At 46.9% G+C, this 26815-nt stretch carries 18 protein-coding genes; 4 read left to right on the top strand and 14 right to left on the bottom strand.

Annotated features, from left to right (window positions below):
• The first annotated feature begins 84 nt into the window (after positions 1–84).
• The 3 genes from ACO0KY_RS06665 to pbpC are packed head-to-tail and all read left to right on the top strand — an operon-like array spanning position 85 to position 9991.
• Positions 85–1971 (top strand): MFS transporter, encoded by a 1887-nt coding sequence (locus tag ACO0KY_RS06665; RefSeq protein WP_423044957.1) that lies wholly within the window; start codon positions 85–87, stop codon positions 1969–1971.
• Positions 1972–1973: 2 nt separating this feature from the next.
• Positions 1974–7790, top strand: a complete 5817-nt coding sequence (locus tag ACO0KY_RS06660) for an alpha-2-macroglobulin family protein (protein WP_423044956.1) — start codon at positions 1974–1976, stop codon at positions 7788–7790.
• A gap of 29 nt (positions 7791–7819) precedes the next feature.
• Complete coding sequence (pbpC, locus tag ACO0KY_RS06655; RefSeq protein WP_423045087.1) at positions 7820–9991, top strand: penicillin-binding protein 1C; 2172 nt, start codon at positions 7820–7822, stop codon at positions 9989–9991.
• A 34-nt stretch (positions 9992–10025) separates the two neighbouring features.
• Here pbpC and ACO0KY_RS06650 read toward each other — a convergent pair whose 3' ends face one another.
• The 14 genes from ACO0KY_RS06650 to ACO0KY_RS06585 form a co-directional block, all read right to left on the bottom strand.
• The gene (locus ACO0KY_RS06650) at positions 10026–11588 is read right to left on the bottom strand and encodes a DHA2 family efflux MFS transporter permease subunit (RefSeq protein WP_423044955.1); all 1563 of its coding nucleotides are present in this window, start codon (positions 11586–11588) and stop codon (positions 10026–10028) included.
• Positions 11588–12838 (bottom strand): HlyD family efflux transporter periplasmic adaptor subunit, encoded by a 1251-nt coding sequence (locus ACO0KY_RS06645; RefSeq protein ID WP_423044954.1) that lies wholly within the window; start codon positions 12836–12838, stop codon positions 11588–11590. The genes ACO0KY_RS06650 and ACO0KY_RS06645 overlap by 1 nt, the downstream gene beginning before the upstream one ends.
• Positions 12838–14358, bottom strand: coding sequence for an efflux transporter outer membrane subunit (locus tag ACO0KY_RS06640; protein WP_423044953.1), 1521 nt, complete (start codon positions 14356–14358; stop codon positions 12838–12840). The genes ACO0KY_RS06645 and ACO0KY_RS06640 overlap by 1 nt, the downstream gene beginning before the upstream one ends.
• Positions 14359–14414: 56 nt before the next feature.
• Positions 14415–14885, bottom strand: coding sequence for a MarR family winged helix-turn-helix transcriptional regulator (locus ACO0KY_RS06635; RefSeq protein WP_186912188.1), 471 nt, complete (start codon positions 14883–14885; stop codon positions 14415–14417).
• Positions 14886–15001: 116 nt separating this feature from the next.
• Positions 15002–16759, bottom strand: a complete 1758-nt coding sequence (locus tag ACO0KY_RS06630; RefSeq protein WP_423044952.1) for a PhoH family protein — start codon at positions 16757–16759, stop codon at positions 15002–15004.
• Positions 16760–16875: 116 nt separating this feature from the next.
• Positions 16876–17352, bottom strand: a complete 477-nt coding sequence (locus tag ACO0KY_RS06625) for a peroxiredoxin (RefSeq protein WP_423044951.1) — start codon at positions 17350–17352, stop codon at positions 16876–16878.
• A gap of 44 nt (positions 17353–17396) precedes the next feature.
• A complete protein-coding gene (locus ACO0KY_RS06620) occupies positions 17397–18332 on the bottom strand; it encodes a polysaccharide deacetylase family protein (protein ID WP_423044950.1) in 936 nt (311 codons plus the stop codon).
• 37 nt (positions 18333–18369) lie between these two features.
• Positions 18370–19410 (bottom strand): bifunctional UDP-4-keto-pentose/UDP-xylose synthase, encoded by a 1041-nt coding sequence (locus tag ACO0KY_RS06615; protein WP_186912184.1) that lies wholly within the window; start codon positions 19408–19410, stop codon positions 18370–18372.
• A gap of 66 nt (positions 19411–19476) precedes the next feature.
• Positions 19477–20397 carry a formyltransferase gene (locus tag ACO0KY_RS06610; protein ID WP_423044949.1) on the bottom strand — a complete coding sequence of 307 codons (921 nt, stop codon included), beginning with the start codon at positions 20395–20397 and terminating at the stop codon, positions 19477–19479.
• 48 nt (positions 20398–20445) lie between these two features.
• Positions 20446–21411 (bottom strand): glycosyltransferase, encoded by a 966-nt coding sequence (locus ACO0KY_RS06605; RefSeq protein ID WP_423044948.1) that lies wholly within the window; start codon positions 21409–21411, stop codon positions 20446–20448.
• Positions 21412–21429: 18 nt separating this feature from the next.
• Positions 21430–22557 (bottom strand): DegT/DnrJ/EryC1/StrS family aminotransferase, encoded by a 1128-nt coding sequence (locus tag ACO0KY_RS06600; RefSeq protein ID WP_423044947.1) that lies wholly within the window; start codon positions 22555–22557, stop codon positions 21430–21432.
• 190 nt (positions 22558–22747) lie between these two features.
• Positions 22748–23119, bottom strand: coding sequence for a DMT family transporter (locus ACO0KY_RS06595; protein ID WP_423044946.1), 372 nt, complete (start codon positions 23117–23119; stop codon positions 22748–22750).
• A gap of 37 nt (positions 23120–23156) precedes the next feature.
• Positions 23157–24863: a glycosyltransferase family 39 protein gene (locus ACO0KY_RS06590; RefSeq protein WP_423044945.1), complete on the bottom strand. Its 1707-nt coding sequence runs from the start codon at positions 24861–24863 to the stop codon at positions 23157–23159.
• The gene (locus tag ACO0KY_RS06585; RefSeq protein WP_423044944.1) at positions 24860–25237 is read right to left on the bottom strand and encodes an Mth938-like domain-containing protein; all 378 of its coding nucleotides are present in this window, start codon (positions 25235–25237) and stop codon (positions 24860–24862) included. Before ACO0KY_RS06585 ends, ACO0KY_RS06590 begins: the two co-directional genes overlap by 4 nt.
• Before the next feature lie 326 nt (positions 25238–25563).
• Between ACO0KY_RS06585 and ACO0KY_RS06580 the strand changes: the two genes are divergently transcribed.
• On the top strand, positions 25564–26793 hold the full coding sequence (locus tag ACO0KY_RS06580) for a pyridoxal phosphate-dependent aminotransferase (RefSeq protein ID WP_422995529.1): 1230 nt from the start codon (positions 25564–25566) through the stop codon (positions 26791–26793).
• Positions 26794–26815 lie beyond the last annotated feature (22 nt).

The following is a 26815-nucleotide window of genomic DNA, read 5'->3' as shown; positions in this document are numbered from 1 at the left end:
GCTATATTGCAATTGAATCGCCCTATAAGATGTGAGTTACGTTAGAATTTGTTTCACTTTAAGTTTCATTTGATTAGGTAAATTATGAGTCAACATAGCCAGTTTTCGCTGCTGACGCAACGCCGCTTCGCCCCTTTTTTCTGGACCCAATTTTTAGGTGCATTTAATGACAATGTATTTAAAACGGCTTTGCTAACCATTTTGACCTTTGATGCATTAAATTGGACCAAATTAGATGTTGGTTTACTGAATCAATTAATTCCTGGGTTATTTATTCTACCTTTCGTTTTATTTTCAGCGACTTCCGGTCAATTGGCGGATAAGTTTGAAAAAGGAGGAATGGCGCGTAAGGTTAAATTGCTGGAAATTTTCATTATGTGCCTAGCCGCTTATGGTTGGATGACTCATAGTCTGTGGGTGTTGATCGCGGGTATCGCAGGTATGGGTATTCACTCGACATTATTTGGTCCAGTCAAGTATGCGTATTTGCCGCAACATTTGTCTACCGATGAGCTCATTGGTGGTAATGGTCTGATCGAGATGGGAACGTTCGTCGGCATCTTGTTAGGTGAGATTTTAGGTGCCATGTTGGTGGTTCATCAATCTTGGGGCATCGAGCTCGTCGCGTTTGGTACTGTCGCTATTGCGATTCTGGGCTATCTGACTAGTTTGAGCATTCCGTATTCTCCTGCGCCTGCGCCTGAATTGCCGATCAACTTAAATCCTATCAGCGAAACGATAAGGAATATTGCATTCAGCAAACAAAACCGACCGGTTTTCTTGTCTCTGTTAGGAAATTCGTGGTTCTGGTTTTACGGTGCGATTGTATTGGCACAATTTCCGCTCTATGCAAAAAACTACTTGCACGGCGATCACAGCGTCTTCGTGCTGTTGTTGACGGTGTTCTCTTTTGGCATTGGCTCAGGTTCTTTATTGTGTGAAAAATTGTCTGGCCATAAGGTGGAAATTGGTCTGGTGCCTTTTGGTGCTATTGGTCTTTCCGTGTTTGGGTTTGAGTTATTTCTTGCCAGCACGTCTTATACAAATTCTGGTGCAGTTGATATCTGGCATTTTGTTGAGCAAACCGGAAGTCTTCGAATTTTGTTTGATATTCTGATGCTTGGCGTTTTTGGCGGCTTCTACATCGTTCCATTATTTGCGGTCATTCAAACCCGCTGTGATCCGCAACATTTGTCCCGTACGATCGCTGGAATGAACATTCTGAATGCCTTGTTTATGGTGGTGGCATCTTTAACGGCGTCTGCGATGCTGGTCAAAGGCTTCACTATCCCGCAAATTTTTATGGCGACTGCGGTACTGAACGCTTTTGTTGCGATCTACATTTTTAGTCTTGTTCCTGAGTTTTTGATGCGCTTTATTGCGTGGTTGCTGATACAGACCGTCTATAAAGTGAAAACGGTGAACGCCTCAATCATTCCGGAAAATGGTGCGGGGGTTTTGGTTTGTAATCATGTCAGTTACATGGATGCGATCGTGATCATGGCATGTAGTCCGCGTCCAATTCGTTTTGTGATGGACCATCGTATTTTTAAAATTCCGTTTTTGTCCTGGATATTCCGTACGGCAAAAGCGATTCCCATCGCACCTGCTAAAGAGGATCAGTGGGTTATGGAAAAAGCCTATGTTGACATCGCCCAGGCTTTGCATGAAGGGGAGTTGCTGTGTATTTTCCCTGAAGGTAAGTTGACCAATACTGGTGATATGAATGAGTTTAAAGGAGGCATAATGAAAATTCTTGACCGCTCACCGGTTCCCGTCTACCCGATGGCATTACGCGGTCTGTGGGGAAGTATTTTTTCTCGTGGCAGGTCTAATCCGTTTGAACGTGCGTTTAGTCGTGGCCCGTTTTCAAAACTGGAATTGGTGGTTGGTGATGTAATGTCAGCAGATCAGGTAACACCAATTATTTTGCAAGAAAAAGTGAAAGAATTGCGCGGCGACTGGAGATAAAAATGAAGTCTGCTTTGAAAACTATGCTTAGGTTGTTTGGTTTTATCGTTGCAATCAGTACTTCATATACGTCTAATGAAGCTAAGGCAGCCAACGTTGTGCAATTTTCTCCTCAAGGCGAAATTGCACAGGTCAGACAAGTCAAAGCGAGGTTTTCAGAAGCCTCGGTGGTTTTTGGTGATCCCAAAGCCGCCGCGCCATTTGATATTAAGTGTTCGGCTACCGGTAGCGGACGGTGGGCGGATGAAAAAACCTGGGTGTATGATTTCACTCAGGATTTAGCCCCGGGCGAGCAATGTAGTTTTAGTCTGAAACCAGATTATACAACTCTCTCCGGTGCAGCGCTAACTGGAAAATCCAGTTTCCAATTCAATACTGGCGGGCCCAGTGTCACCCAGGTGATGCCGTATTCACCCGGAGAAATTGAAGAAGATCAGGCGTTTATGTTTTTCCAGAATGCAGCAGTCAATCAAGCCACTCTGGTTCAGCATGTTTACTGCGAAATTGAAGGCATCCATGAACGGGTGCCAGTGCATTTAATTAATGGTGAAGCGCGTAACGCGCTGATAAGGCATTTTGCTCAAAATTTTGATCAGAGCAAGGTAAGTACTTTGCAATGTCAGCAAAAATTCCCTCCTAAAGCTGCTGTTAAGATCGTCTTTGATAAAGGCGTCACTACGCTTAATGGTGTGCCTAATCTACATGTGCAGAGTTTTAGCTTCAAGACGCGTGACGTCTTTACCGCCAGGATGAGCTGTGAGCGCGAAAACGCCAATGCAGCCTGCACCCCGATTTTACCTGTCCGCCTTTTTTTTACGGCGCCAATTAGTCGCAAACAAGCGGAAAAAATCGTCCTCAAAAGTAATAACGGCAATGTCAAACCTGAATTGGGGCACGATGAAAAGGCTGAGTGGATCAGCGATATCAGCTTCAAGCCACCGTTCGCCGAGAAAACAGAACTGACCATTAGTTTGCCTTCTGGGATCGCAGATGAAAGCGGGAGGACGCTGTCAAATGCAGCCCAATTTCCTCTGAAATTCGTCACGGCAGCTTATCCGCCACTAGCTAAATTTCCGGCAGCACCGTTTGGGATAGTCGAACTGAACGCAGATGCTACTTTGCCAGTGACCTTAAGGAATGTCGAAAATTCCATGTTAATTCGTAGTGCGGACGGGAAACGTGTTCCCGCCCAGTTAGCGAATTTAAGAGTCTCAGAGGACGGTGCTATCATAGAGTGGCTGAGTAAGCTAAATCTCTATCACGAGACCACAGTAGAAGAGGGTGGTAAAGCTATTGAAACAAGAAGCATTGGTTTGCTGGAGCATGAGCCAAATGCGCAAAAGGTCAATTTGCCCCCGAGTAGCGATCCTTTGGTCAGACCGTTTGAAGTGATTGGTATCCCATTTAAGGCGCCAGGGTTTTACGTATTAGAGTTGGAATCGCAAAAACTTGGTGCATCCTTGTTAGGGAAGCCTGTTCCTATGTATGTGCGCACCAGTGCGTTGGTCACCAATCTAGCGGTTCATATTAAATTGGGACGCGAGAACGGCGCCGTGTGGGTGACCAGACTCGATAACGCTAAGCCGGTTGCTGATGCTGAAATCCATGTCTCAGACTGCATGGGGAAACCAGTTTGGAGTGGCAAAACAAACGCGATTGGAATTGCAAATCTGCCCGGCGATCTCAAAGGAGTTTGCACTGGTTACGGTTATGAAAGTAATGGCCGGACTAAAATCAATGGTTATTTTGTCAGCGCACGTAAAACCGACGAAAAGGGAAGAGCCGATATGGCGTTTGCTCTTTCTTCCTGGAATGCAGGCATTGAGTCGTATCGTTTCAACCTCCCCATGGATTACAACCAGCAGGCGACGATACGTGCTCATACAGTGTTAGATCGTAGTTTATTCAGAGCGGGTGAGACGGTATCAATGAAGCACTTGATACGTCTTGAAACCATGCACGGTTTGGCGATGGTAAAACCAAATCAATTACCTACACGTTTGCGCATCATTCATCAGGGTAGTAACCAAGAGTTTCAATATCCTCTCACATGGCGCGGGCAAATTGCTGCGGAGAGTACGTTCGCGATTCCACAGCAGGCGAAGCTTGGACGGTATGAGATTGTGCTAGATAGCGGCAAAGCGAAGAAAACATCTAGCGATGCCAACGATGTCAATAACGGGAACGGTAACGACGTAAATGAGAACGATCGCTACGGCGAACATACTTATTACACCAGTAGTTTCCGGGTTGAAGAGTTCCGCTTGCCGCTGTTGCAAGGCCGCATAACACCGCCTAAAGGTGCGCAGATCACGCCGAAAGAACTACCTGTAAGTGTGCAACTGAATTATCTCAATGGTGGTGGAGCATCGGGCTTGCCAGTGCAAATCACCAGTATGATGAGAAATCGTCAGTTGAGTTTTCCTAATTACGACCAGTTTAGTTTTTATATCAATGATAATGACGATGATGATCAAAAAATCGTTGCTAATAAAATTCCGGTCACTCTCGATAAAGCTGGTGCTGGAAAGACCATCATTAGCAATTTACCTGCAGTGACACGATCAAAAGAATTGGTTACCGAAATGAGTTTTGCTGATCCAAATGGCGAAATTCAGACTGTAAGTAATGTCACGCCCTTATGGCCAGCGGCAGTCGTGGTTGGTATTAAAAGTGAGCGATGGGTTTCGGTAAAAGATAAAACCAGTTTTACGCTAGTCAGTCTTGATACTGATGGTAAACCCTTAGCAGATGTTCCTTTGTCTGTGAGTGCTGTGGCAAAGAATACCAATTCCCATAGAAAACGCTTGGTCGGCGGTTTCTATGCCTATGAAAACGAAGAACTAAATCAAGATTTGGGGCAGGTTTGTAGCGGTAAATCTGATGCGCGTGGTTTGCTGATTTGCGAAATAGATATAAAGGTGTCCGGCAATATCGAATTGACGGCACGTGCCACAGATCGCAGTGGTAAAAGCGCCCTGGCTAAATCTTCTTTCTGGTCTACCGGACGCGGCGAGATTTGGTTTGATGGTGAGAATCAAGACCGTATGGATGTCTTGCCCGAGAAGAAGCAATATCAAGCTGGTGAGACTGCCAGCTTCCAGGTACGCATGCCATTCCGCTCAGCAACTGCACTCGTCTCTATCGAACGTGAGGGTGTAATTGATACCATGGTGATGGAATTGAATGGCCGTGATCCGACCGTCAGAGTCCCGATCAAGAGTTCCTATGGTCCGAATGTCTTCGTTTCCGTGTTAGCGGTACGGGGCCGTATGCGTGCAGTGCCGTGGTATTCATTCTTTACCTGGGGATGGCGCGAGCCTATCAATTGGTGGACTGAGTTCCGTGAATATCAGGCACCAACTGCTACCGTTGATTTGGCTAAGCCTGCTTACAAATTGGGCATTGCAGAGATTTCTGTCGGTACTATTGGTAATCAATTAGCAGTAAAAGTCAGTGCAGATAAAACCAATTACCCGATACGCGGAACGGCAAAGGTCGATATCCAGGTTAATTTACCAGACGGTAAGCCGGCCGCTGGTGCGGAGATTGCTGTGGCCGCAGTCGATGAAGCGCTGTTAGAACTCCAGCCAAATGAAACCTGGAATGTGTTGCCAGTATTGTTACAAAGACGCTCATATGGCATTGATACCGCCACGGCGCAAATGCAAGTGATCGGTAAGCGTCACTATGGGCGTAAGGCAGTTGCAGCAGGTGGTGGCGGTGGCAAGTCGCCGACACGTGAATTGCTCGATACTTTGTTGTTGTGGAAGCCAGTCGTGATGCTGGACGCAAATGGTCGTGCTCAAATTGAGGTGCCGCTCAATGATGCATTGAGCAGTTTTAAAATCGTTGCGGTAGCGCAGAGTGGCGCTAGCTTGTTCGGCACAGGCAGCACCAGCATTAGAACGGCGCAAGATTTACAAATCGTGTCAGGTTTGCCGCCGCTGGTCAGAGAGGGAGATAGCTATACGGCGATGTTCACTTTGCGCAATACATCTACGCGTGTCATGAATATTGCTGTGCAACTGAAAACAAACGGTGCACTCAATAAACTGTCTGACCAACAAGTGCACATCCCCGCCGGGGAATCACGCGAGTTAAACATTGCTGTCCAGGTACCTAACCTCAATGGTGATTTGCCAGGTCAACAATTGCAATGGGAAATACAGGCACAAGAGACCGGTAACGTGAATGGAACGGGGGCTAAAGACGGGCTCAAACTGAGTCAAAAATTAATCCCAGCCATTCCGGTGACCGTGCAACAAGCAAATCTGCTGCAATTGGATAAAACTTATGCATTGGCTGTCAATCAACCTGCGGAAAGTTTGCCGGGTCGCGGTGGCATTAAAGTTTCTTTGGCTTCTAGCCTGCTTAACGGCAGTGACGGCATCCGTCGTTATTTTGAATCATATCCGTATTCTTGCCTGGAACAAAAAGCATCGCGGGCGATTGGTCTGCGTGATCCAGCTATGTGGAAAACAATCGTCACTGAATTACCTACCTATCTCGATGCAGATGGCCTTGCCTATTACTATCCACCGTCTTCCGGTGGAGGTAATTATGGTAGTGATACATTGACGGCCTATATATTGGCGGCAACGCAAGACGCGGGTTACGCCATTCCAGATACGGTTCGTGAAAAAATGCTGCAGGGACTTACTGCATTCGTCGAAGGAAAAATTACCCGCGATTTTTGGTCGCCGAGAAAAGATCTTGATGTACGTAAGCTTGCCGCACTTGAAGCGTTATCCCGGTACCATTTGGTGCAGCCTCGCATGTTGGGTTCAATCCAGATTAATCCTAACTTGTGGCCTACCAATGCAGTGTTGGATTGGTATTCTGTCTTGACTCGCACACAAGGTCTACCGCAACGGGATAGTGCTCTTAAGGAAGCGAATCAAATTTTAAGAAGTCGCTTGAATTACCAAGGTACACGGATGGGATTTTCGACGGAGCGTGATGACTATTGGTGGTGGCTAATGGGAAATGGTGATGTCGACGCCAACCGCTTATTGCTGGTCATGTTGGATAATCCTCAGTGGCGTGACGATTTACCAAAGATTTTGAATGGCTCTATTCAGCGGCAGGTGCGTGGTCATTGGATGACAACGACAGCTAACGTCTGGGGAATGCTTGCATTGGAAAAGTTTGCCGCTAAATTCGAATCCGAAAAAGTGAGTGGTATCAGTAAAGCTGCGTTACAAACACCCACTGGTAGTGCCATTGCCGAACAGACTTATACCTGGACGCCGCCTGGTAGTTCCAGTTTGATGCTGCCATGGTCAGATAAATCAACTAACCCATTGACCTTAAAGCTCACGCACGACGGCAAAGGTAAACCCTGGGTTAGTTTGCAGAGTCTTGCGGCAGTTCCTCTGACAAAGGCGTTTTCCAGCGGTTATAGAATTTCCAAAACGATTGCGCCAGTAGAGCAAAAAGTGTCCGGTAGTTATAGTCGCGGCGACATCTTGCGAATCAATGTCGATATCGATGCGCAAACCGATATGAGCTGGGTTGTTGTCACTGATCCGATTCCGACGGGCGCCAGTTTGTTGGGGTCTGGTTTAGGACGTGATTCGCTGATTGCAACCAGTTCTGAGCGCAAAAATGATGGGGCTTGGGTCGCTTATGAAGAAAGAAGCTTCGAGGCTTTCCGCAGCTATTATCAATTTGTTCCCAAAGGTAAATTTAGTATGTCGTATACGATGCGCTTGAACAACCCTGGTGAATTCCATTTGCCATCTACGCGCGTAGAAGCGATGTATGCGCCAGAGATGTTTGGCGAAGCACCAAATGCGAAAATAACCGTCAAGTGAGAAGATTTTCGATTTACGTTTTTGGTGTGATGGTCGGTTTAGTTTTGATCACTGGACCGGCCTATGCGGTTGCCAGTTTTAAAGAGGTAAAGCAACAGTTTGCTACTTCGGATGCCATTTTATTTGATCGTCATGGTGTCGTTATCGATCAACTTCGAGTTGATTTGAAAGAGCGAAAATTGCCATGGGTGAATCTGGAAGATATCTCGCCTGCATTACGCAATGCCTTAATTGCTTCAGAAGATAAGCACTTTTTTCAACATTCTGGTATCGACTGGAGTGCCGTTTCAGCCGCAGCATGGGGCAATTTTTGGAATACCAAAACACGCGGCGCATCCACCATCACCATGCAGTTGGCTGGTTTGTTGGAAGATGATCTCAAGCGCCGCTCTGGTGGACGTAGCCTGGGTCAAAAAATTTCTCAGGCCTATATCGCGCAACGACTCGAACAAGGTTGGCGCAAAGATCAAATTTTAGAAGCCTATCTTAATTTGGTGCCTTTTCGTGGCGAATTGATCGGCGTGCATGCACTTTCCCGCGTCATATTTAATAAACACCCAAGCGGTCTGGATCAGGTAGAGGCTGCTATTGCAGTTGCTCTGATCCGCGCCCCTAACGCAACAGCGTTGAAAGTCAGCGAACGTGCTTGCCGTATTTTAAAAGACCAACAGAGGCCCGAGTTTTGCGCCAATCTGGAAGGGCAAACGGTATTGGCTTTTTCTCACCTTAGCGCCAAAGCAACGCCCTTGAGCGAGAGTAATCCCGGTGGCTCGACAGTTCATCTCGCGCCGCATTTTGCCCGCAAGCTGTTAAATACTGAAAACCGCGCAGTAACTTCCACCATTGATGGCAAACTCCAGGCATTTGCCAAAGATAGTCTGGTCCGGCAATTGTCTGCCCTGGTCGATCGAAATGTCGAAGACGGTGCAATTATTGCATTAGATAATGCCAGTGGCGATATTCTTGCGTGGGTAGGCTCAAGTGGAAATTTATCCGATGCAGCTCAGGTCGATGGCGTAAGTGCTTTGCGTCAGGCAGGCTCTACTTTAAAGCCGTTTTTGTATGAATTGGCGTTAGAAAAGAGATTGATTACCGCGGCATCTTTGCTCGATGATACGCCAGTCAATATCAGTACTTCCGGTGGACTGTATGTGCCGCAGAATTACGATAAACATTTTAAAGGCCTGATCAGTGCCAGAACAGCACTTGCATCTTCGCTCAATATCCCAGCTGTGAGAATTTTAGTTGGTGTGAGTGATGATGTTTTCTTTCAGCGCTTGCAAAACCTCGGGTTTCAGTTGCGTGAGACAGGTGGCTACTATGGCTACAGCTTGGCGCTTGGTAGCGCCGATGTGAGTTTACTCAATCTTAGCAACGCTTATCGTAGCCTCGCCAATGCTGGCCGATATAGTCCTCCGAGATTCCGCTTAAACGATGCTTTGCCAAAATCTTGGTCAGTGATGGATCCTGGAGCTAGCTACATTGTGAATGATATGCTGAGTGACCGGGCTGCGAGATCCGTTACTTTTGGCCTCGAAAATGCGCTATCAACGCGTATGTGGTCAGCGGTAAAGACAGGCACATCCAAAGATATGCGCGACAATTGGTGCATAGGCTTTTCTGACCGTTACACGGTAGGTGTCTGGGTCGGCAATGCGTCAGGAGCACCGATGTGGGACGTGTCTGGAGTGACAGGTGCGGCGCCTGTCTGGCAAGAAATCATGCACTATCTAGATACCCGAGATCGCCTTTCGCAAAAACTGTCGAAACATGCTTTACCGCCAAATGTGGTCGCAAGTAAAATTCAATATCGTGATGGTGCCGAACCCGGACGAACAGAGTTGTTCCTCAGAGGTACTGAGCAGACTGAAATTTTTTCCGCACAGTCTGATCAAATTTTACCGACGATCGTTTACCCTAAAGCAGGTATGGTCGTTGCACTTGATCCAGATATACCATTTCCACGCCAAAGAATGCGCCTGAATGCTGTCGGGGTGCAGGCTAAGACGTTCTTGGTATTGGATGGTCATGTTGTTCCTGCGCTCATCACCAAGAGATCAAATAATATTAGTGATCTGAACTACGAATGGTTTCCATGGCCCGGTAGACATGCCTTGAGTTTGTTGAATCACCAAGGTGAACTGTTGGATCAGGTACGCTTTGAGGTACGTGGCGCTGTTGAAAAAAAAGGCCAACCTTAAACATCGGTTGGCCCATGTATTAATGCTTGTCTGCTTAGTGTGCACCACCTGCGTCGATAGGTGCCGACGATTTTTTAGGCTTGGTGAGCCAGACAAAACCAATCAGACCTAAAAACATAAATGCAGCAAGATAGAAAAGATCGGTTGCTGCCATGGTACTGGCTTGTATAGAAATGATCCGGTCTATGACTGCATAAGCGCCTGTTTCAGGGATCCCATGTTGCCCCAGTGACTGTACGCTTTGTACAAATACCGGGAAACTACTGCCTGTATTTTCAGCGATTTGTGCGTGGTGCAAAGTACTGCGGCTATCCCATAGGGTGGTCATAATCGAGGCGCCCATGCCACCGCACATAATCCGTACAAAGTTCGATAAGCCGGACGCGGCAGGGATTTTTTCTGGCTTCAGTCCTGATAAAATAATCGATGTCAGCGGGATGAAGAACATCGACATCGCTGCGCCCTGAATCAGGGTAGGAATCAGCAAGGTCATTGTATCGACATCTGTGGTAAACCTGGCACGCAAGAAAAATACTAAGGCGAATAACAGAAAAGCGATGGAAGCGACTCTTCTGGCATCAACTTTTGGCAGAATTTTGCCAATAATCGGTGACAAAATAATCGCAAAAATTCCAACCGGCGCCATGATCTTGCCAGCCTCTGTAGCAGTGTACGACAGCTGTGTTTGCAACCAAAGCGGCATAATCACCAGACTGCCGAAGAACAAGCCGTAGCCAATAGAAATTGCTAATACACCTGCAGAAAAATTTCTTCCAGCAAAGAGCGTCAGATCAACGACAGGATGTTGTTGTCCGCGCTCCCAAATAATGAAATAGATCAGACCAACCGCAGCGATTACCGTTAATAAAATAATTTCACCAGAGTTAAACCAATCCAACTCTTTACCCTTATCTAACATAATCTGTAAGGCGCCGACCCAAACCACCAGCAAGAACAAACCTACTTTATCGATAGGCAAAGATTTGATTTGTGATTCACGGGTTTTATATAGTGACCATGTCGCATACGCTGTAAACAAGCCGACGGGAACGTTGATGTAAAAGATCCATGGCCATGAATAATTATCCGAGATCCATCCGCCCAGCAGGGGCCCCATAATCGGTGCAACCAGCGTTGTCATGCCCCACAGCGCGAGCGCCATAGAACTTTTGGACGGCTTATAACTGCCTAATAAAAGCGCCTGAGATAAAGGAATCATGGGGCCTGCAACTGCGCCTTGCAAAATTCGGGCTGCAATCAGCGTCTCTATATTTGGAGCCATCCCACATAACCACGACGAAATCACAAAGAGCAAGATCGAAGTCATGAACAGTTTTACCTGGCCAAATTGCGTGGTTAGCCATCCAGTGAGAGGCACAGAAATCGCATTGGCAACCGCAAACGAGGTGATAACCCAGGTGCCTTGTTGTGGTGAGACGCCCAGATTGCCTGAAATCGCCGGAATAGAAACATTCGCAATGGAAGAGTCCAACACGTTCATAAACGTTGCCAGAGAGAGGACCAAAGTCCCCATCGCCAGTTTGGCACCCTGCAAAGGCGGATGCGGCACGTGAGGTGCGCTAGTTGCCGAGCTCATTACTTCGCCTTAGGTGTGACGGTTGATTTTGTCTGACTTGTTGCTGTCGTCGCCAAATTCGCGTTGATGATTTGTGTAATACGCTCGTCAGCATCTTTTGCAGCGTGTTCGAACACTGATGTCTGATAGACCGGTTTTGTACTCACGTTCGGGTTGGCCGCAATGGGTGCACCTTGCTCTTGTGAGATATTGACTTCGACTTGCATAGAAACGCCGATACGCAAAGGATGTTCTGCCAATTCTTTTGGATCCAATGAGATACGGACTGGAACGCGTTGAACAACCTTGATCCAATTGCCGCTGGCATTTTGTGCTGGCAGTAAAGCAAAAGCGGAACCTGTGCCGGCCGACATGCCTAAAACTTTGCCATGAAACGCCACATCGCTACCGTATATATCGGAATGTAAAACGACGTCTTGACCAATGCGCATATGGGCGAGTTGGACTTCTTTAAAGTTCGCATCGACCCACAAAGAATTCAAAGGAACAATAGACAGCAATGGTGAGCCGGCTGCAATACGCTGCCCCACTTGTACTGCACGCTTTGCAACATAGCCAGTCACCGGGGCTGGTAAAGTAGCGCGGCTATAGGCCAGCATCGTTTCACGAACCTTTGATGCAGCACGTAAAACATTCGGGTGTTGAGTTACATTGGTATTTTCAGTTAACGCATGGTTCGATGCCAATTGCTCACGCGCCGCGATCAATGCTGCTTCCGCCGTCTTGAGGCTATTGCGTGCATGTTCTAATTCTTCAGTAGAAATAGCACCAGTGCTGACTAATTGCTGACGACGTGCCAGATCGGATTTTGCGCGTTCAACATCGGTGCTGCGCACATCAATATTGGCTTGTAAACTTGCATTGTTCGCAAACAGAACTTTGACTTCACGTACAGTTTGTGCGAGTTGTGCTTCCGCTTGATCAAGTGCTACTTTAGCATCGGTCTTGTCCAGTTCTACCAGTGGTTTGCCAGCTTGCACCAAGTCAGTGTCGTCGGCATGGATGGCTAAGACGGTCCCTGCAACTTGCGACGTGACCTGAACTACATTGCCTGCAGCATATGCATCTTCAGTATGCTCATAATGGCTACCAACCAATGTCCACCATACGCCATAAGCGGCGATAGCAAGGACTAGCAGGGTTGTTACAATAATCAATAAACCACGACGTTTGCCAGAGTCAGGAGCAACTTCAACGGTTGATTGAGAAGTAGGGGATGTATTTGATGAGTTTTGAGATGGAGCGTTCATTACGCTGCCTCCGCTTTGTTAGATACTTGGGTTGCTGAAGATGTTGTGGAATTGCTTGAGTCGGCTTTGCTGTTATAGCCACCACCGAGCGCTTTAATCAGATTGATCTGACTTTCAGCCTGACGGAAGGTGATGTCCAATGATTGCTTTTGCTGCGTCAGTAAGGCGCTCTCTGCCGTGAGGACGGGCAACATGTTTGCTGTTCCAGCTTTTTGACGTTGTTGGGCAAGCTGCAAGCTAATCTTGGTTGCTTGTTCAGCTTTAGCTTGTTCGTTTAATTGGATTTCACTGGTCTTTATGGTCTGAATTTGGTCGGCAACATCGTGCAATGCATCGGTCAGACTTTGGTTGTAGCTTGCAACAGCGATATCGTATCCTGCGACCTTGTTCTTTAATTGCGCGCGCAAACGTCCACCTTCAAAAACCGGCAAATGAATTGAAGGGCCAACACCAATAGCTAAACTACCACTCTTGAATAAACGGTCCAGGCCAGCACCAGAACCGATATCTGACAAGCCAGCAAAGCCGATAATGTTAATATTTGGATAAAATTGCATCTTAGCGGCATCAATTTCACCTTGACTGGCTTCCACGCGCCAGCGCGCAGCGACGATATCAGGGCGGCGACTCAATAGTTCCAAAGGCAGCTTACCTGGCAATCCGGAACCTTGTTTAATTTCATATTGTGGTCGTGAAATTTGCAAACCACGTACAGGTTCCTGGCCTAACAGTGCTGCTAACTGGTTTCGGGATAAGGCAATCGCAGATTCCCATGATGAGATCTCATTTTTGAGTGCTGAAGCCTGAACCAGTCCTTGTTGAATATCTGATTTCGTGTCGAGTCCTGCTTGGACCCGTTGTGCAATGAGTTTGTCGAAGTTTTCGCGGATTTCCAGTTGGCGTTTACTCAAATCAAGTTGCGCATATTGGCGTGCGAGTTGCAACCATGTGCGTGCTACAGAACTGCTCAGCATTAATCTGGCAGATTGTTGTTCTGCGGTTGCCACTTGTTCTTGAGAAAGCACGCTACGCATTTCTGCTTCGTTCTTGCCCCAGAAATCAACATCATAGGATGCCCGTAGAGCAAGCTCGTTTGCTGAATAATAGTTACCTGCTAGCGGCGGCGGGTAAATACCATTTTCAGTAAATCGTTGGTAGGTGTTCTCAAAAACGCCATTCACCTTTGGTAATCTATCGGCGCTAACATAGTCACTTGCAGCTCTGGCAGCATTGATACGCGCTGCTGCAACTTGTAGGGTAGGGCTATTTACTAGTGCTTGGTCAATCAGATCTTGCAACTCTTGACCGCCGATATTTTTTGCCCAACTCGTATCAGGCCATTGTCCATTCTGCTGACCATAGATATCCACGCTGGTATTGCCGGACAAGGTTTTGAGTTGGGAATGGCTTTCGATTCCCGAGTAGCTAACGCAAGCCGAAAGCAGCGAAAGTATGCTGCTGGCGACGGCAAGGCGTAGCGTGCCGCCTGGATTAAGTTTGTATTTATGTATGGGCTTCATAGCGTTACATTCAGATGTTGAATGTTGAATTTAAATTAATTGTTGGGGCAATGATGTTAACGAGTTTCTAACAACGGACGATTTGCTAATAATTTTCTTAATAAACACTTAAGAAAACCAATTTCTTCCTGGGTAAAACCAGTAAATCCAAGGTCGAGCACTTCCTTATAAATTGGTGGAAGCTTCTGCGCCAAAGTATTTCCCTCGGCCGTTAATTCAAGCTTAAACAAACGCTTGTCATCGGGGTCTGCAACCCGTTTAATTAACCCTTTTGACTCTAACTTATCCAGCGTTCGCTTCATCGCTGCAGAGTCGATGAATAAATCACGAGATAACTCGGCAGCGGTATTGCATTTACCCATAAAAAGCATCAAAAACACGCTTCCCTGAGAATGTGTAATGTCGAGAGAGCGTAGAGATTCGTCTACGCCTCTTGATATCATCGTTCTTGCCCTCGCTAATAGATAGCCAACGCTATCTTCTACTTGGGTCGGATCGAATTGTAAAGAGGGTATTTCGTCGTTCATGATCGCAATTAATCGTTGCCTAGGCAATAGTCTACAACAAGTAAAATTTTTTTGCTGAGCATAAAAAAAGCGCTGCCTGGCAGCGCTTTGAGCATAGATGAGTAGTGAAAAGGCAATTACAAAATTTCACTCGCATGATCAGCAAGGCGGGAGCGTTCGCCTCTTGCTAGCGTAACATGGCCGCTGTGCGCCCATCCTTTGAAACGATCAACTACGTAGGTCAAGCCACTTGAACCCTCAGTCAGATACGGCGTATCGATCTGAGCAATGTTGCCCAAGCAGATAATCTTGGTGCCAGGGCCTGCTCGTGTTACCAAAGTCTTTACCTGTTTGGGCGTCAGATTCTGCGCCTCGTCGATGATCAGGAATTTATTCACGAACGTACGGCCGCGCATAAAATTCAATGATTTAATTTTGATTTTAGAGCGAATTAAATCCTGGGTTGCCGCACGTCCCCAATCACCGGCATCATTATCAGACTTGTTGAGCACTTCCAGATTGTCATCAAACGCGCCCATCCATGGCGACATTTTCTCTTCCTCCGTACCAGGCAAGAAACCAATATCCTCGCCTACAGGTACTGTTACACGTGTTACGATAATTTCATTGTAGGTTTTGGTTTCCAGAACCTGTGCGAGGCCAGCGGCCAATGCCAGCAAGGTCTTACCAGTACCAGCCTGACCAAGCAGAGTGACAAAATCGCATTCTGGATCCATTAACAGATTGAGCGCAAAGTTTTGTTCACGGTTACGGGAAGTAATGCCCCAGACGCTGTGTTTAATGTGACCGTAATCACGTAGCGTTTGCAGAACTGCGGTTTTGCCATTGATCTGACGTACTTGCCCGTAGAACGATGCTTCACCGTTCTTAGGTTCCAGGTAGACAAATTGATTCACCAGCAGGCTAGGGATAACCGGGCCGGTAATGCGATAAAAGGTGCTGCTGAGGCCATTTTTATTTTCTTGCCAGGTCTCTATACCTTTGCCGTGCTTATTCCAGAAATCATCAGGCAATTGTACGATGCCCGAGTACAGCAAGTCGGAATCTTCTAAAACGTGATCATTGAAGTAGTCTTCGGCAGGCAAGCCCATAGCACGGGCTTTAATGCGCATATTGATATCTTTTGACACCAATACAATCGGGCGTCCGGGAAACTCTTGTTCCAATGCACGTACGACGCCGAGGATCTGATTATCGGCTTTGCCTTGTGGAAGACCAGGTGGCAGGGCGCCAATTTGTAACTTGGTCTGGAAATACAAGTGCCCACCGGCGTCTTTATTGCCTAATTTGGAAAGGGCAATACCTTTTTCTATCTCGTGGTGATCGATATCACCAACCAAGGCGTCGAGCGAGCGTGAAACCTGGCGCGCATTGCGTGCGACTTCAGACATGCCCTTCTTATGGTCATCAAGCTCTTCAAGCGTGATCATTGGCAAATAGACGTCGTGCTCTTCAAAGCGGAACAGGGACGTTGGGTCGTGCATCAATACGTTGGTATCTAAAACGAACAGCTTGGTAACACCGGCTTTATCGGCGGCACGGCTGGTACCGGATTTGTTGGGATTCTGGGCGGCTTTTGCTTTAGCCGCAACGAGATGATCTGGAGTAATGCGTGGAGCTGGGGTTGCTTTTTTTGCGACAGCAGGACTAACTGCTGGGCTGCTTACCTGGCTAACTATAGTGCTGACGTTAGATGCGCCGCCAGACTCAGAAACGCTGACTTTCTTTCGATTCTGCGTAACAGCGACTGCGGGCTTGGCTTTTTCTGTAGGTGCAGCTTTCAGCGCTTTTGCGGGCTTAGTGTTATCTGCCTTTGGATATTCCTTAGGTGATAGCAGAGCGGCTGGTTTTGTCGGCATTTTTGGCAATGGCATGAAAACCTCAATCAAAAAGTGAGAGCTAAAAAAATTAAAAGCCGCTATGGCATTGCCAGCGGGAATCTGGCTTTGCCATGGGCGGCTTTATTCAATATAAATTCTGGCGAGTTCAATTAGGTTTGGGCGCTCACAAATTCAAGTACATCATCGACGTGTCCTGCTACTTTGACGCCTCTCCATTCTTTCACTAATTTACCACTGGCGTCAATCACAAAAGTACTACGTTCTATGCCCCGTGCTTGTTTTCCGTACATATTCTTCATTTTCATGACGTTAAACATGTTGCAAAGTGTCTCGTCTGGATCGGAAATAAGCTGAAATGGCAGCGCCAGTTTATTTTTGAAACCCTCGTGAGAGCGAAGGCTGTCGCGGCTTATGCCGAAAACCTCGGTATTATTTGCCTGAAATTGTGAATGCAAATCACGGAATGCAATACTTTCTGTGGTGCAGCCCGGAGTGTTGTCTTTTGGGTAAAAATAAAAAATGATATTCTTGCCTGCGTAATCTTGTAAATGAAACGCTTTTTCGCCCGTCATCACGGCAAAAAAATCAGGTACTAAGCAATTCAGTGCAGAAGGGGTGTCAGCCACTGTGATCTCCTAGGTTAAGGGTAGAAGAAATAGTCGCTGACAGTTTAAACCTGAGCGACCAGTTCTCCGGAGCGTCCTGGCAAGCTAGCCCAAGACAGCGGGTATACAGGTAAATCGGTGTTTTGAAGGGTTGCAAAATAGGAGGCCATAGAAACGCAGTGATAGCCTTGCTTTTGCCAACCAATCAGCAATTCCTCAAATATGGGGGCAAGTTTTTGCCCTTCAAGCTCCGCATGCAGAGTAAACACATGATCCCTAGGGTCTTTACTTAAACTCAGAATGTGACTTGCAATATTGGAGGTCGTAATTTCTGTACCATTAATAGTACGTCCCAATAATTCGTCCAGAGTTGGCAGTGTTGTGGGCATCTGTACGCAGGTGGCGACCTCGTTGTCGATTTTCAGACGATATGGGCCGTATGCTGTGTTTGCCAGACTACCGTCCTCGTTGAGCATTGCTCGTCCGTCGGAAGCATAACGCATGCCGAATTGATCCAATTGCTGGAACGCATAAGTATTCATCTGCCAGCCAGCTGCACCATGCGTATCAGGAGCAACGCCAAAAATTTCTTTAAAGCGATGGTGAGCCTGTTGCAACTGGTGTTGCGTCCAATCCTTGCCACGTTGACGTACGTTGTCCTGCCAGACTACATGATCCCAGGTATGAATCCCGCATTCAAAGCCCGCTTCCTGAACAGCACGCATCTCACTCCTGCAAGCACCGATGTCTGGTGCAGGCAAGAGTACGCCATACATCAGGGTTTTAAATCCATAATGCTCGACGACCGAAGTGCGGGAAACTTTTTGGAAAAAGCCTGGACGGAAAGCGCGGCGGAGCGCCCATCCAGTGTGGTCTTTACCCAATGAAAACAGAAAAGTGGCACCGGCTTGGTGTTTCTTTAAAAGGCGCACCAGATTTGGGACGCCTTCTTTAGTGCCGCGGAATGTATCAACGTCTATCTTAAGAACAAGAGAAGGCATGTATGCTTTTTTGGCTGCTTTTTGACTTGGCTACAAATTAATCCATCAATGCGCGTGCTTCCGCTACTTGTGAGCGATAGGCATCAAAAATATTGCGCATGGTGTCTTTCATCGTTGTTACTGGTTTCCAGCCCAATTCTTCACATGTGTTGGTGATTTTTGGAACGCGATTTTGAACGTCCTGGTAGCCTTTGCCATAGTACGCAGCAGAAGTTGTTTCTGTCAGTTGTACTTTTTTGACGGATTCTGCGTACTCTGGATACTCTGTCGCCAGGTCAAGCATCATGTGCGCCAACTCACGGATAGAGTAATTGTTGGTTGGGTTGCCGATGTTGTAGATTTTGCCGGAAGCAACGCCATTTTTGTTATCAATAATGCGCATCAGAGCGTCAATGCCGTCATCAATGTAGGTGAAGGCACGTTTTTGTGCGCCGCCATCAACGAGGGAGATGTTCTCGCCACGGACAATGTGACCAAAGAACTGGGTCACAACACGTGAGCTGCCTTCTTTCGGTGTGTTGATATTGTCCAGGCCAGCACCGATCCAATTGAATGGGCGGAACAGAGTGAAGTTCAAGCCTTCCATGCCATAGCCCCAGATCACGCGATCCATCAATTGCTTCGCGCAAGAGTAGATCCAACGTGGTTTGTTGATAGGGCCACAGATCAATTCAGATTCTTCTGGATCGAATTCGTCGTCGTGGCACATGCCATAGACTTCAGAGGTGGACGGGAAAACCAGATGTTTGCCGTATTTTGCAGCGGAACGAACGATAGGCAGGTTTGCTTCAAAATCAAGTTCAAACACGCGCAATGGCTGTTTGACGTAAGTGGATGGCGTTGCAATTGCCACCAAAGGCAAAATCACGTCGCACTTCTTAACATGGTACTCAACCCATTCTTTATTGATGGTGATATCACCTTCAAAAAAGTGCATACGTGGATGGTTGATCATGTCGCCTAAACGCTCGGTTTGCATGTCCATGCCGTAGACTTCCCAGTCAGTGGTTTCAAGGATGCGTTTGGACAAATGGTGACCGATAAAACCGTTCACGCCGAGAATGAGGACTTTTTTCATGGTGAGTTCTTCTTAAGTAAATGTTGATTGCTGTTGTGCTTTGACCGTCTTACTATCGCCGATCTTCTAAGTGGCTGTGTCTGTCAAATGCTGCAATTCTTCTGCCGAGACGATCTTGCCGTCGCAACGTAATTCGATTATTCGCAGTGCGCGACCATCGCCGCACACGCCAAAAATGACATTATCTACTACATGTAAGCCTGTCGGCAAATTTGCAGCGGATAAATCTGATAAACGTGCTTTTTCGATAATAAAATGATGCCCAAATTGTTCAAAAAATGCGCCTGGATAGGGTGGGGCGACAGCGCGATGCAGGTTGTAGACCTGATTTGCAGTCTGATTCCAGTCTATACGACCATCTTCGGGTTTGCGACCTCCAAAATAGCTGCCTGCCGCCAGATTATTCGGGAGCGCAACAAAGCTACCATCGATCAAACGGGGCAGAGCATGCCACAATGTTTGCTCGGCAGCAACTGTGAGCTTGCCAAAAATTTCATAGGCCGTGTCATCTGGAAGAATCGGTACCGCTGTTTGTGCAATGATGGCCCCCGCATCTGGCTTGGCTGCCATTTCATGCAAAGTCGCACCAGTTTCTGTTTCGCCTTGCAACACAGCCCAATTCACAGGAACGCGGCCGCGATATTTAGGCAGCAAAGAACCGTGTAAATTGTAGGCGCCACGCTTTGCTAGTCCCAATAGGTCGACTGGCAACATGTGACGATAATAGAAACTGAAAATAAAATCAGGTGCTATTTCTGCAATTTGTGCACGGAGTTCCGGATTTTTAGGATCTGTTGGCGTAATCGATTCGATGCCATGTTCTTTGCATAAGGCGGCGACGGAATCAAACCAGATTGTTTCTGCCGGATTGTCTTCGTGGGTGACAACTAATTTAATTTGCACTCCACGCGCAAGCAAGGTTTTGATGCTGCGTACACCGACGTTGTGATAGGCAAAAACAACGGCGGTGGTTGGGGTTTGAGTCATGTCGAATTCTCGTTTAAAAGGTCTGGTCATGAACCAAACCTGCGAATGTTAGTCGCTTTGTGGTTGATCTATGCTGACATCTTGCAATATGGTTTGCACGACGTAGCGCGGACGACCACGCACTTGCTGGTAGATACGTCCAACGTACTCGCCCAGAAGCCCAATGCCAAAAAGGATTACGCCCATCATAAAGAAGGCAATGGCAAACAAAGTAAACAAACCCTCAGCTTCCGCACCGAATATAAAACGACGGATCAGGAGTAAGCCAACGAGGCCGCCAGATAATACCGATAAGATCATACCCAGCATAGAAAACCACTGCAGAGGCATGATAGAAAATCCGGTCATCAGATCAAAATTCAGACGGATCAAGCTATAAATCGAATACTTTGATTCGCCTGCGGAACGTTCTTCGTGCTCTACAATGATTTCTGTTGGTTTGCGCGAAAATGTGTAGGCGAGGGCAGGAACGAAGGTGTTGACTTCGCTACATTGATTCATCAGATCAATTACATTGCGACCATAGGCACGCAACATATTGCCCTGATCGGTGATCTTGATACGAGTGATCTTTTCACGGAAGCGATTCATTGCTTTCGACGCGTACGTGCGCCACGCGCTATCCTGGCGTTTGCGACGGATAGAGCCGACGTAATCATAGCCCTCACGCATTTTGTCTACCAATGCACCGATTTCTTCTGGCGGATTTTGCAAGTCTGCATCGAGTGTTACAACGATGTCGCCTCGCGTAGCCTCAAAACCAGCCAGAATCGCCATGTGTTGGCCGTAATTGCCATTGAACAGAACGACGCGGGTGACATCCGGACGTAAGCGGAACTGGTCTGACAAAATGACGGCCGTATTATCGCGGCTGCCATCATTAACAAATACCACCTCATAGCTCACACCACGCGCTGCTAAGGTATCCAGGGCCGGATAAAGACGCTCAAAAAGCTTGGCGAGGCCAGCTTCTTCGTTGTAGACAGGAATGACGACGGAGAGTTCGGGTTTCATTATATGAACGTGCAAATTTCAAAGAAGGCGGGATTTTACCGCAGACACGACTCTTTCGACATCAGCTTTTGTCATCGTCGGGAATAAAGGCAATGTCACGATCTGTTTGCCTATACGTTCTGCGATCGGGAACATGCCATCCGTAAAGCCACGTTCACGGTAGTAAGTGAACAAATGGATCGCGCGATAGTGATAGCCGAGGCCAATCTTAACATCCATCATTTGCTGCATGAAAGTCGCACGGTTGATACGTTCTGGTAGCACCAGATGGAACATGTGCCAGTTAGAGTTTTCAAAATCGGCAACCGGTAACTCAGCGCCAGTTTGCGCTTCAAAATCAGTGCCAAATTGCTCAAAATAGTATTTCGCCAGGTCTAAACGTTTGGCATTAAATTCAGCCAGGTGCTTCATTTGGCCCAAGCCGATCGCACCTGCGATATCAGTCATATTGAATTTGCCGCCCAATACGTCAACGTCAATGCCGTCTAATCCACTTCGGGTGACCCCTTGCAGTCGGTATTTTTCAGCCAGACGCGCTTCTTCAGTATTGTTTAACACCAGGCAGCCACCTTCGCCAGTCATGATGTTTTTGTTAACCTGAAAACTAAACGATGCAAAATCGCCAAAAGAGCCAATGCGTTTGCCTTTCCAGCTGGAGCCAATGGCTTGCGCCGCATCTTCAATTACACGCAGCTTGTATTTCTCAGCAATTTCATACAATTTGTCCATGTCGCAAGGTAAGCCGCACATGTGAACCGGAATGATGGCTTTGGTGCGAGGCGTAATGGCCGCTTCCACCTTAGCTAGGTCAATGTTATGCGTCTTAGGGTCGATATCAGCGAAAACTGGAGTGGCACCGGTTTCAATAATGACGTTGGCGGTTGCCACCCACGAGTTTGGCGTTGTAATGACTTCGTCGCCTGCGCCGATGCCTGCGATGCGCAATGCGATCTCCATTGTGCAAGTGCCGGAGTTAAAGGTGCGAACGGGACGGCCGCCGAAATACTCTGATAACTGTGCTTCGAGAGCCTGAACCTTCGGTCCGCTGGTCATCCAACCGGAGCGCATTACATCGGCGACGGCGGCGATGGTTTCTTCATCCATGGTTGGTTTGGTGAACGGCAAAAATGCTAATGAATCGCTCATGACTATCCTTTTTTTGCTGAGGTTCAGTACGGGATGGTGTCACCGTCTGAACTGATTAAAACTGATTAAAATTATTAATCTGGTGTTTTTATATACTGTCCCGAGTATCGTCAAGTATATCTGGAAGATGCTTTATTGATCTTGATTTAACCAGGAATCAACTGACATACTCCCTCTAATTATTGTCAATTTAACTTTTTACAAGTAACACTACGCCAGCAATGATGACGCAAATCGCCAGAATTCTTTGCATGGAGATGACTTCGCCTAAGAAGTACCATGCCCCGACTGCAGCAACGATATAGCCAATCGATAACATTGGGTAGGCAATCGAAACATCTACCCGTGACAAAGCGATAATCCAGACCACCACCGAAACGACATAGCAGGTTAAGCCGCCAATGATGGGCAATTGTGTCGCCAATTTTAAGCCTATTGAAAACCAGTTTTCAGCATTCAGATGAATTGCCCCAACTGCCTTTGTGCCAGCTTTGAGCAGAATTTGTGCCATTGCATTAAGCAAGATGCCGGTGATGATGAAGCCAAAAGTTGCGAGATTCATAGTAGTTTTTGCTTATTTAAAAGTTTATTTATTATTGTTAATTAGGTGTTTTTTGCAGATTGATGGTTGCAATGATGACCCGCCTTGGATCTTGACCAATGACTCGCATAGGGATTTTTTGTTTCTGAAAATCTTCATAGATGTCAGTCCGCAAAATGGCAACAGCTGGCTCGTCATTTTGTTCATGTTTTAACCATTGTTTTACGAACTCTTCCCGCTTAGGAATCCATAATTCTGGTTGCTGTTCCAGCCCAAACGCCAGTTCGTCAGGAAACTCCACTAGTATCATTGTGCGTTGCAGATAGAAGGGCAGAGCCTGTTCATAACGACCGACCGCATAAATGGGTGTCGTTGGTGTTTTTAATTCAGCCTCAATCGCCGCAACATGTGCCGTGCCAGCCATATATTTACCGTAAGGATCGTGCCCCAGGAAGGCGACTTGGCCTGCGATAAAACCGGCGCTGGCGAGTGAGATGATTGCAATATCTTTTCCGCGCTTGCCTTTGGTAGCAAAAGCCCACGCTGCGGCACTGCCAACGATAACAATAGCACTCGCTGCGGCAATCCATTTTGCATAGTCTGCGTATAACGGAGCGTCGTAGGGGTCTTTGCCAAAATGAGCAATGGTATTGATAAAGGCAAGACCGACTACGCCTAACAGACCAAACAAAACGCTGGCTATTTTCAATGCATCTGGTTTGGATTCTTCAAGGTACACAGCAATCATCAATGCAAGTGCAGGGAAAATTGGCAATATATAACCTGGTAATTTGGAATGCGAAATACTGAAAAAGAAAAAGAAAAACACAGACCATATTAATAACATCTTCAACGGCTGAAAGCCGCGCTTCTTCTCTTGAATACCTGTCCGCATCCCTTGTATCAACAATCCTATCCATGGAATAATTCCCAGCGCGAGCAAAGGGAAAAAGTAATACCAACTGCCTTCGCGTTTATGTACATCGCTGGTAAAACGTTGAAAGTGTTCGTGAATAAAAAAGAAGTGAGGGTGTTCAGGATTGCGTATGGCAATCAGGATAAACCACGGTGCAGTAATTGCAAAAAATAGAATCAAGCCTTTGCCAATGTGCAACCGTGTCCATAGAGTCCAATCGCGCGTCAATAAGGTGTAGATGACTAAGACCGCACCAGGCAGGACAAAGCCTATCAAACCTTTTGACATCGTTGCTAACGCCATGCCTATCCAGCATGCGAGCATGGCAATGCGCCGTTCTTTGTCGCTTGATGCTTCGTGTTGACCGAGTAGCAGGCCACACATGGCAATGGCAAACATTCCGGACAACCCCATATCCAGTGAGTTAATGTGTCCTAATCCAGCCCAATAGAAACTTGAAGCCAGCACGATTGCTGCGATCGTGCCAACGCGTGGGCTAAAAATCTTACGTCCTGTGTAGCCGACCGCTACGATGCCAATCAGAGCACTGATGCCCGTCCATAAACGCGCTTGCCAATCACCAAGCCCAAACACAGCAAAAGTCAACGCGTTCATCCAGTTTTGTAGTGGCGGCTTTTCAAAGTATTTGATGCCATTCAAGCGCAATGTAATCCAATCACCGGTAGCCAGCATTTCGCGCGCCATTTCTGCATAGCGGCCTTCGTCGGTGGGTACCAGCGTTCTGGCACCAAGCATGTAAAACCAGATGCACAAAAAACTAATCGCGAGCGCCCACAGTACGCGTGGCGATTCTAAGGGAAGTTTTTCTGATTGATCGATTTGACTCATGCGTCTTCCATGACTAAGGCCAACGCGACTTTGCGACCTTCGGCCATTAAAATATTATAGGTACGGCAGGCTGCTTGATTGTCCATGCATTCAACCCCGATTCGGCGCGCTGTCAGTGCTGCAATCAGACGTGGATGAATAAAACGCTGTTTATTGCCCGTGCCAAGTATTACCACATCAGGCTGATTGGCTTCAATCTGAGCGAAATTGTCGACGGTAATGGCGTCAAAATGACTGACAGGCCATTCAACTGGCTTGGTCTCAGGTAAAACGATCAGGCTATGCTTATAAGTGATCGCGTTAATTTCTACGCTATCAAGCTCGTAACCAGTGATCGTCTGATATTGTTGGGTTTGAGTGGAATGCAACTTCATATTATGGCTCTATGCTAATTAATCTGCCTTGTGAGTGCGGCATTGTAACTTTTTTTCACCGAATTCCAAGAAATGCACAAATTTATTGCATTCCATCGATACCGGATACGTATATGTAGGTTTATGGTTATAAGCTTATATCCGAAATATCAGGCAAATCACTGAATTTGTCAGCGAAAGACAAATTTTCCTAAAACAATTTGATTAAACAGCATTCCTTGGGCAAAATGCTTCGTTCGGCAGTGCAGCAAACACGGTGGCTTATGGTCGTGTTATCTCATGCTCGCTGGCAATATGCATGCTCAATGATACAAAGGAATCTGCTAGTGCGACCTATACAAAAATCACAAAAATTAGCTGACGTTTGTTATGACATTCGTGGTCCGGTGCTGGAAAAAGCCAAGCAGATGGAGGACGAGGGGCACAAAATCATTAAATTAAATATCGGTAATCTGGCGGTATTTAACTTTGATCCGCCTGACGAGATCGTGCAGGACATGATACGCAATATGCACAATGCCGCTGGTTATACCGATTCCAAGGGTATGTTTGCACCGCGTAAAGCGATTATGCATTACACCCAGGAAAAGAAAATTCATGGTGTAACGATAGAAGATATTTACATCGGTAATGGGGCGTCTGAACTCATCGTGATGGGTATGAATGCTTTACTCAATAACGGCGATGAAGTATTAGTCCCGGCGCCGGATTATCCGTTGTGGACTGCAGCGGTCAGCTTGTCGGGTGGTAAGCCAGTACATTACGTCTGTGATGAAAGCGCAGACTGGATGCCTGATATTGACGATATCAAGAGCAAAATTACCCCGAATACCAAGGCAATCGTCGTCATTAACCCGAACAATCCTACCGGTGCCTTGTATCCTGTGCCTGTATTGCAGCAAATTGTTGATCTGGCGCGCCAGCATCAATTAATTGTATTTGCGGATGAGATCTACGATAAGACTCTGTATGATGAGGCAGAACACGTTTCTATCGCTTCGCTTGCAGATGATGTGCTGTTTTTGACCTTGAATGGGCTATCAAAAAATTATCGTTCTTGCGGTTATCGCGCAGGTTGGATGGTGATTTCCGGAGAAAAACGCCACGCCAAAGATTATATAGAAGGCTTAAATATGCTGGCCTCTATGCGTCTGTGCGCAAACGCGCCGGGACAATTTGCGATTCAAACTGCTTTAGGTGGTTACCAGAGTATTCAGGATCTGGTGGGGCCTGGCGGGCGCTTGTTAAAACAACGTGATCTGGCCCACAAATTATTGACTGCAATCCCCGGCGTGACTTGCGTCAAACCTAAAGCTGCGTTGTATATGTTTCCGAAACTGGATCCTGAGATTTACCCGATCAAGGATGACCAGGAGTTTATTCACGAACTGCTGACCGAGCAGCGCGTGTTGTTGGTGCAGGGAACAGGTTTCAATTGGATCAAACCTGACCACTTCCGGGTGGTATTCTTGCCGAACACGGATGATTTAACTGAAGCATTTGGACGCATCGAACATTTTCTCGAAACGTATCGAAAGCGTCACGGAACAAATTAATTTAACTCGACTGTTTAAACTA

The organism is Undibacterium sp. Dicai25W (assembly GCF_049340505.1).
Taxonomy (GTDB): domain Bacteria; phylum Pseudomonadota; class Gammaproteobacteria; order Burkholderiales; family Burkholderiaceae_D; genus Undibacterium; species Undibacterium jejuense.
The sequence above is the reverse complement of the archived record's forward strand: the minus strand, read 5'-3'. Positions and strand labels throughout refer to the sequence as shown.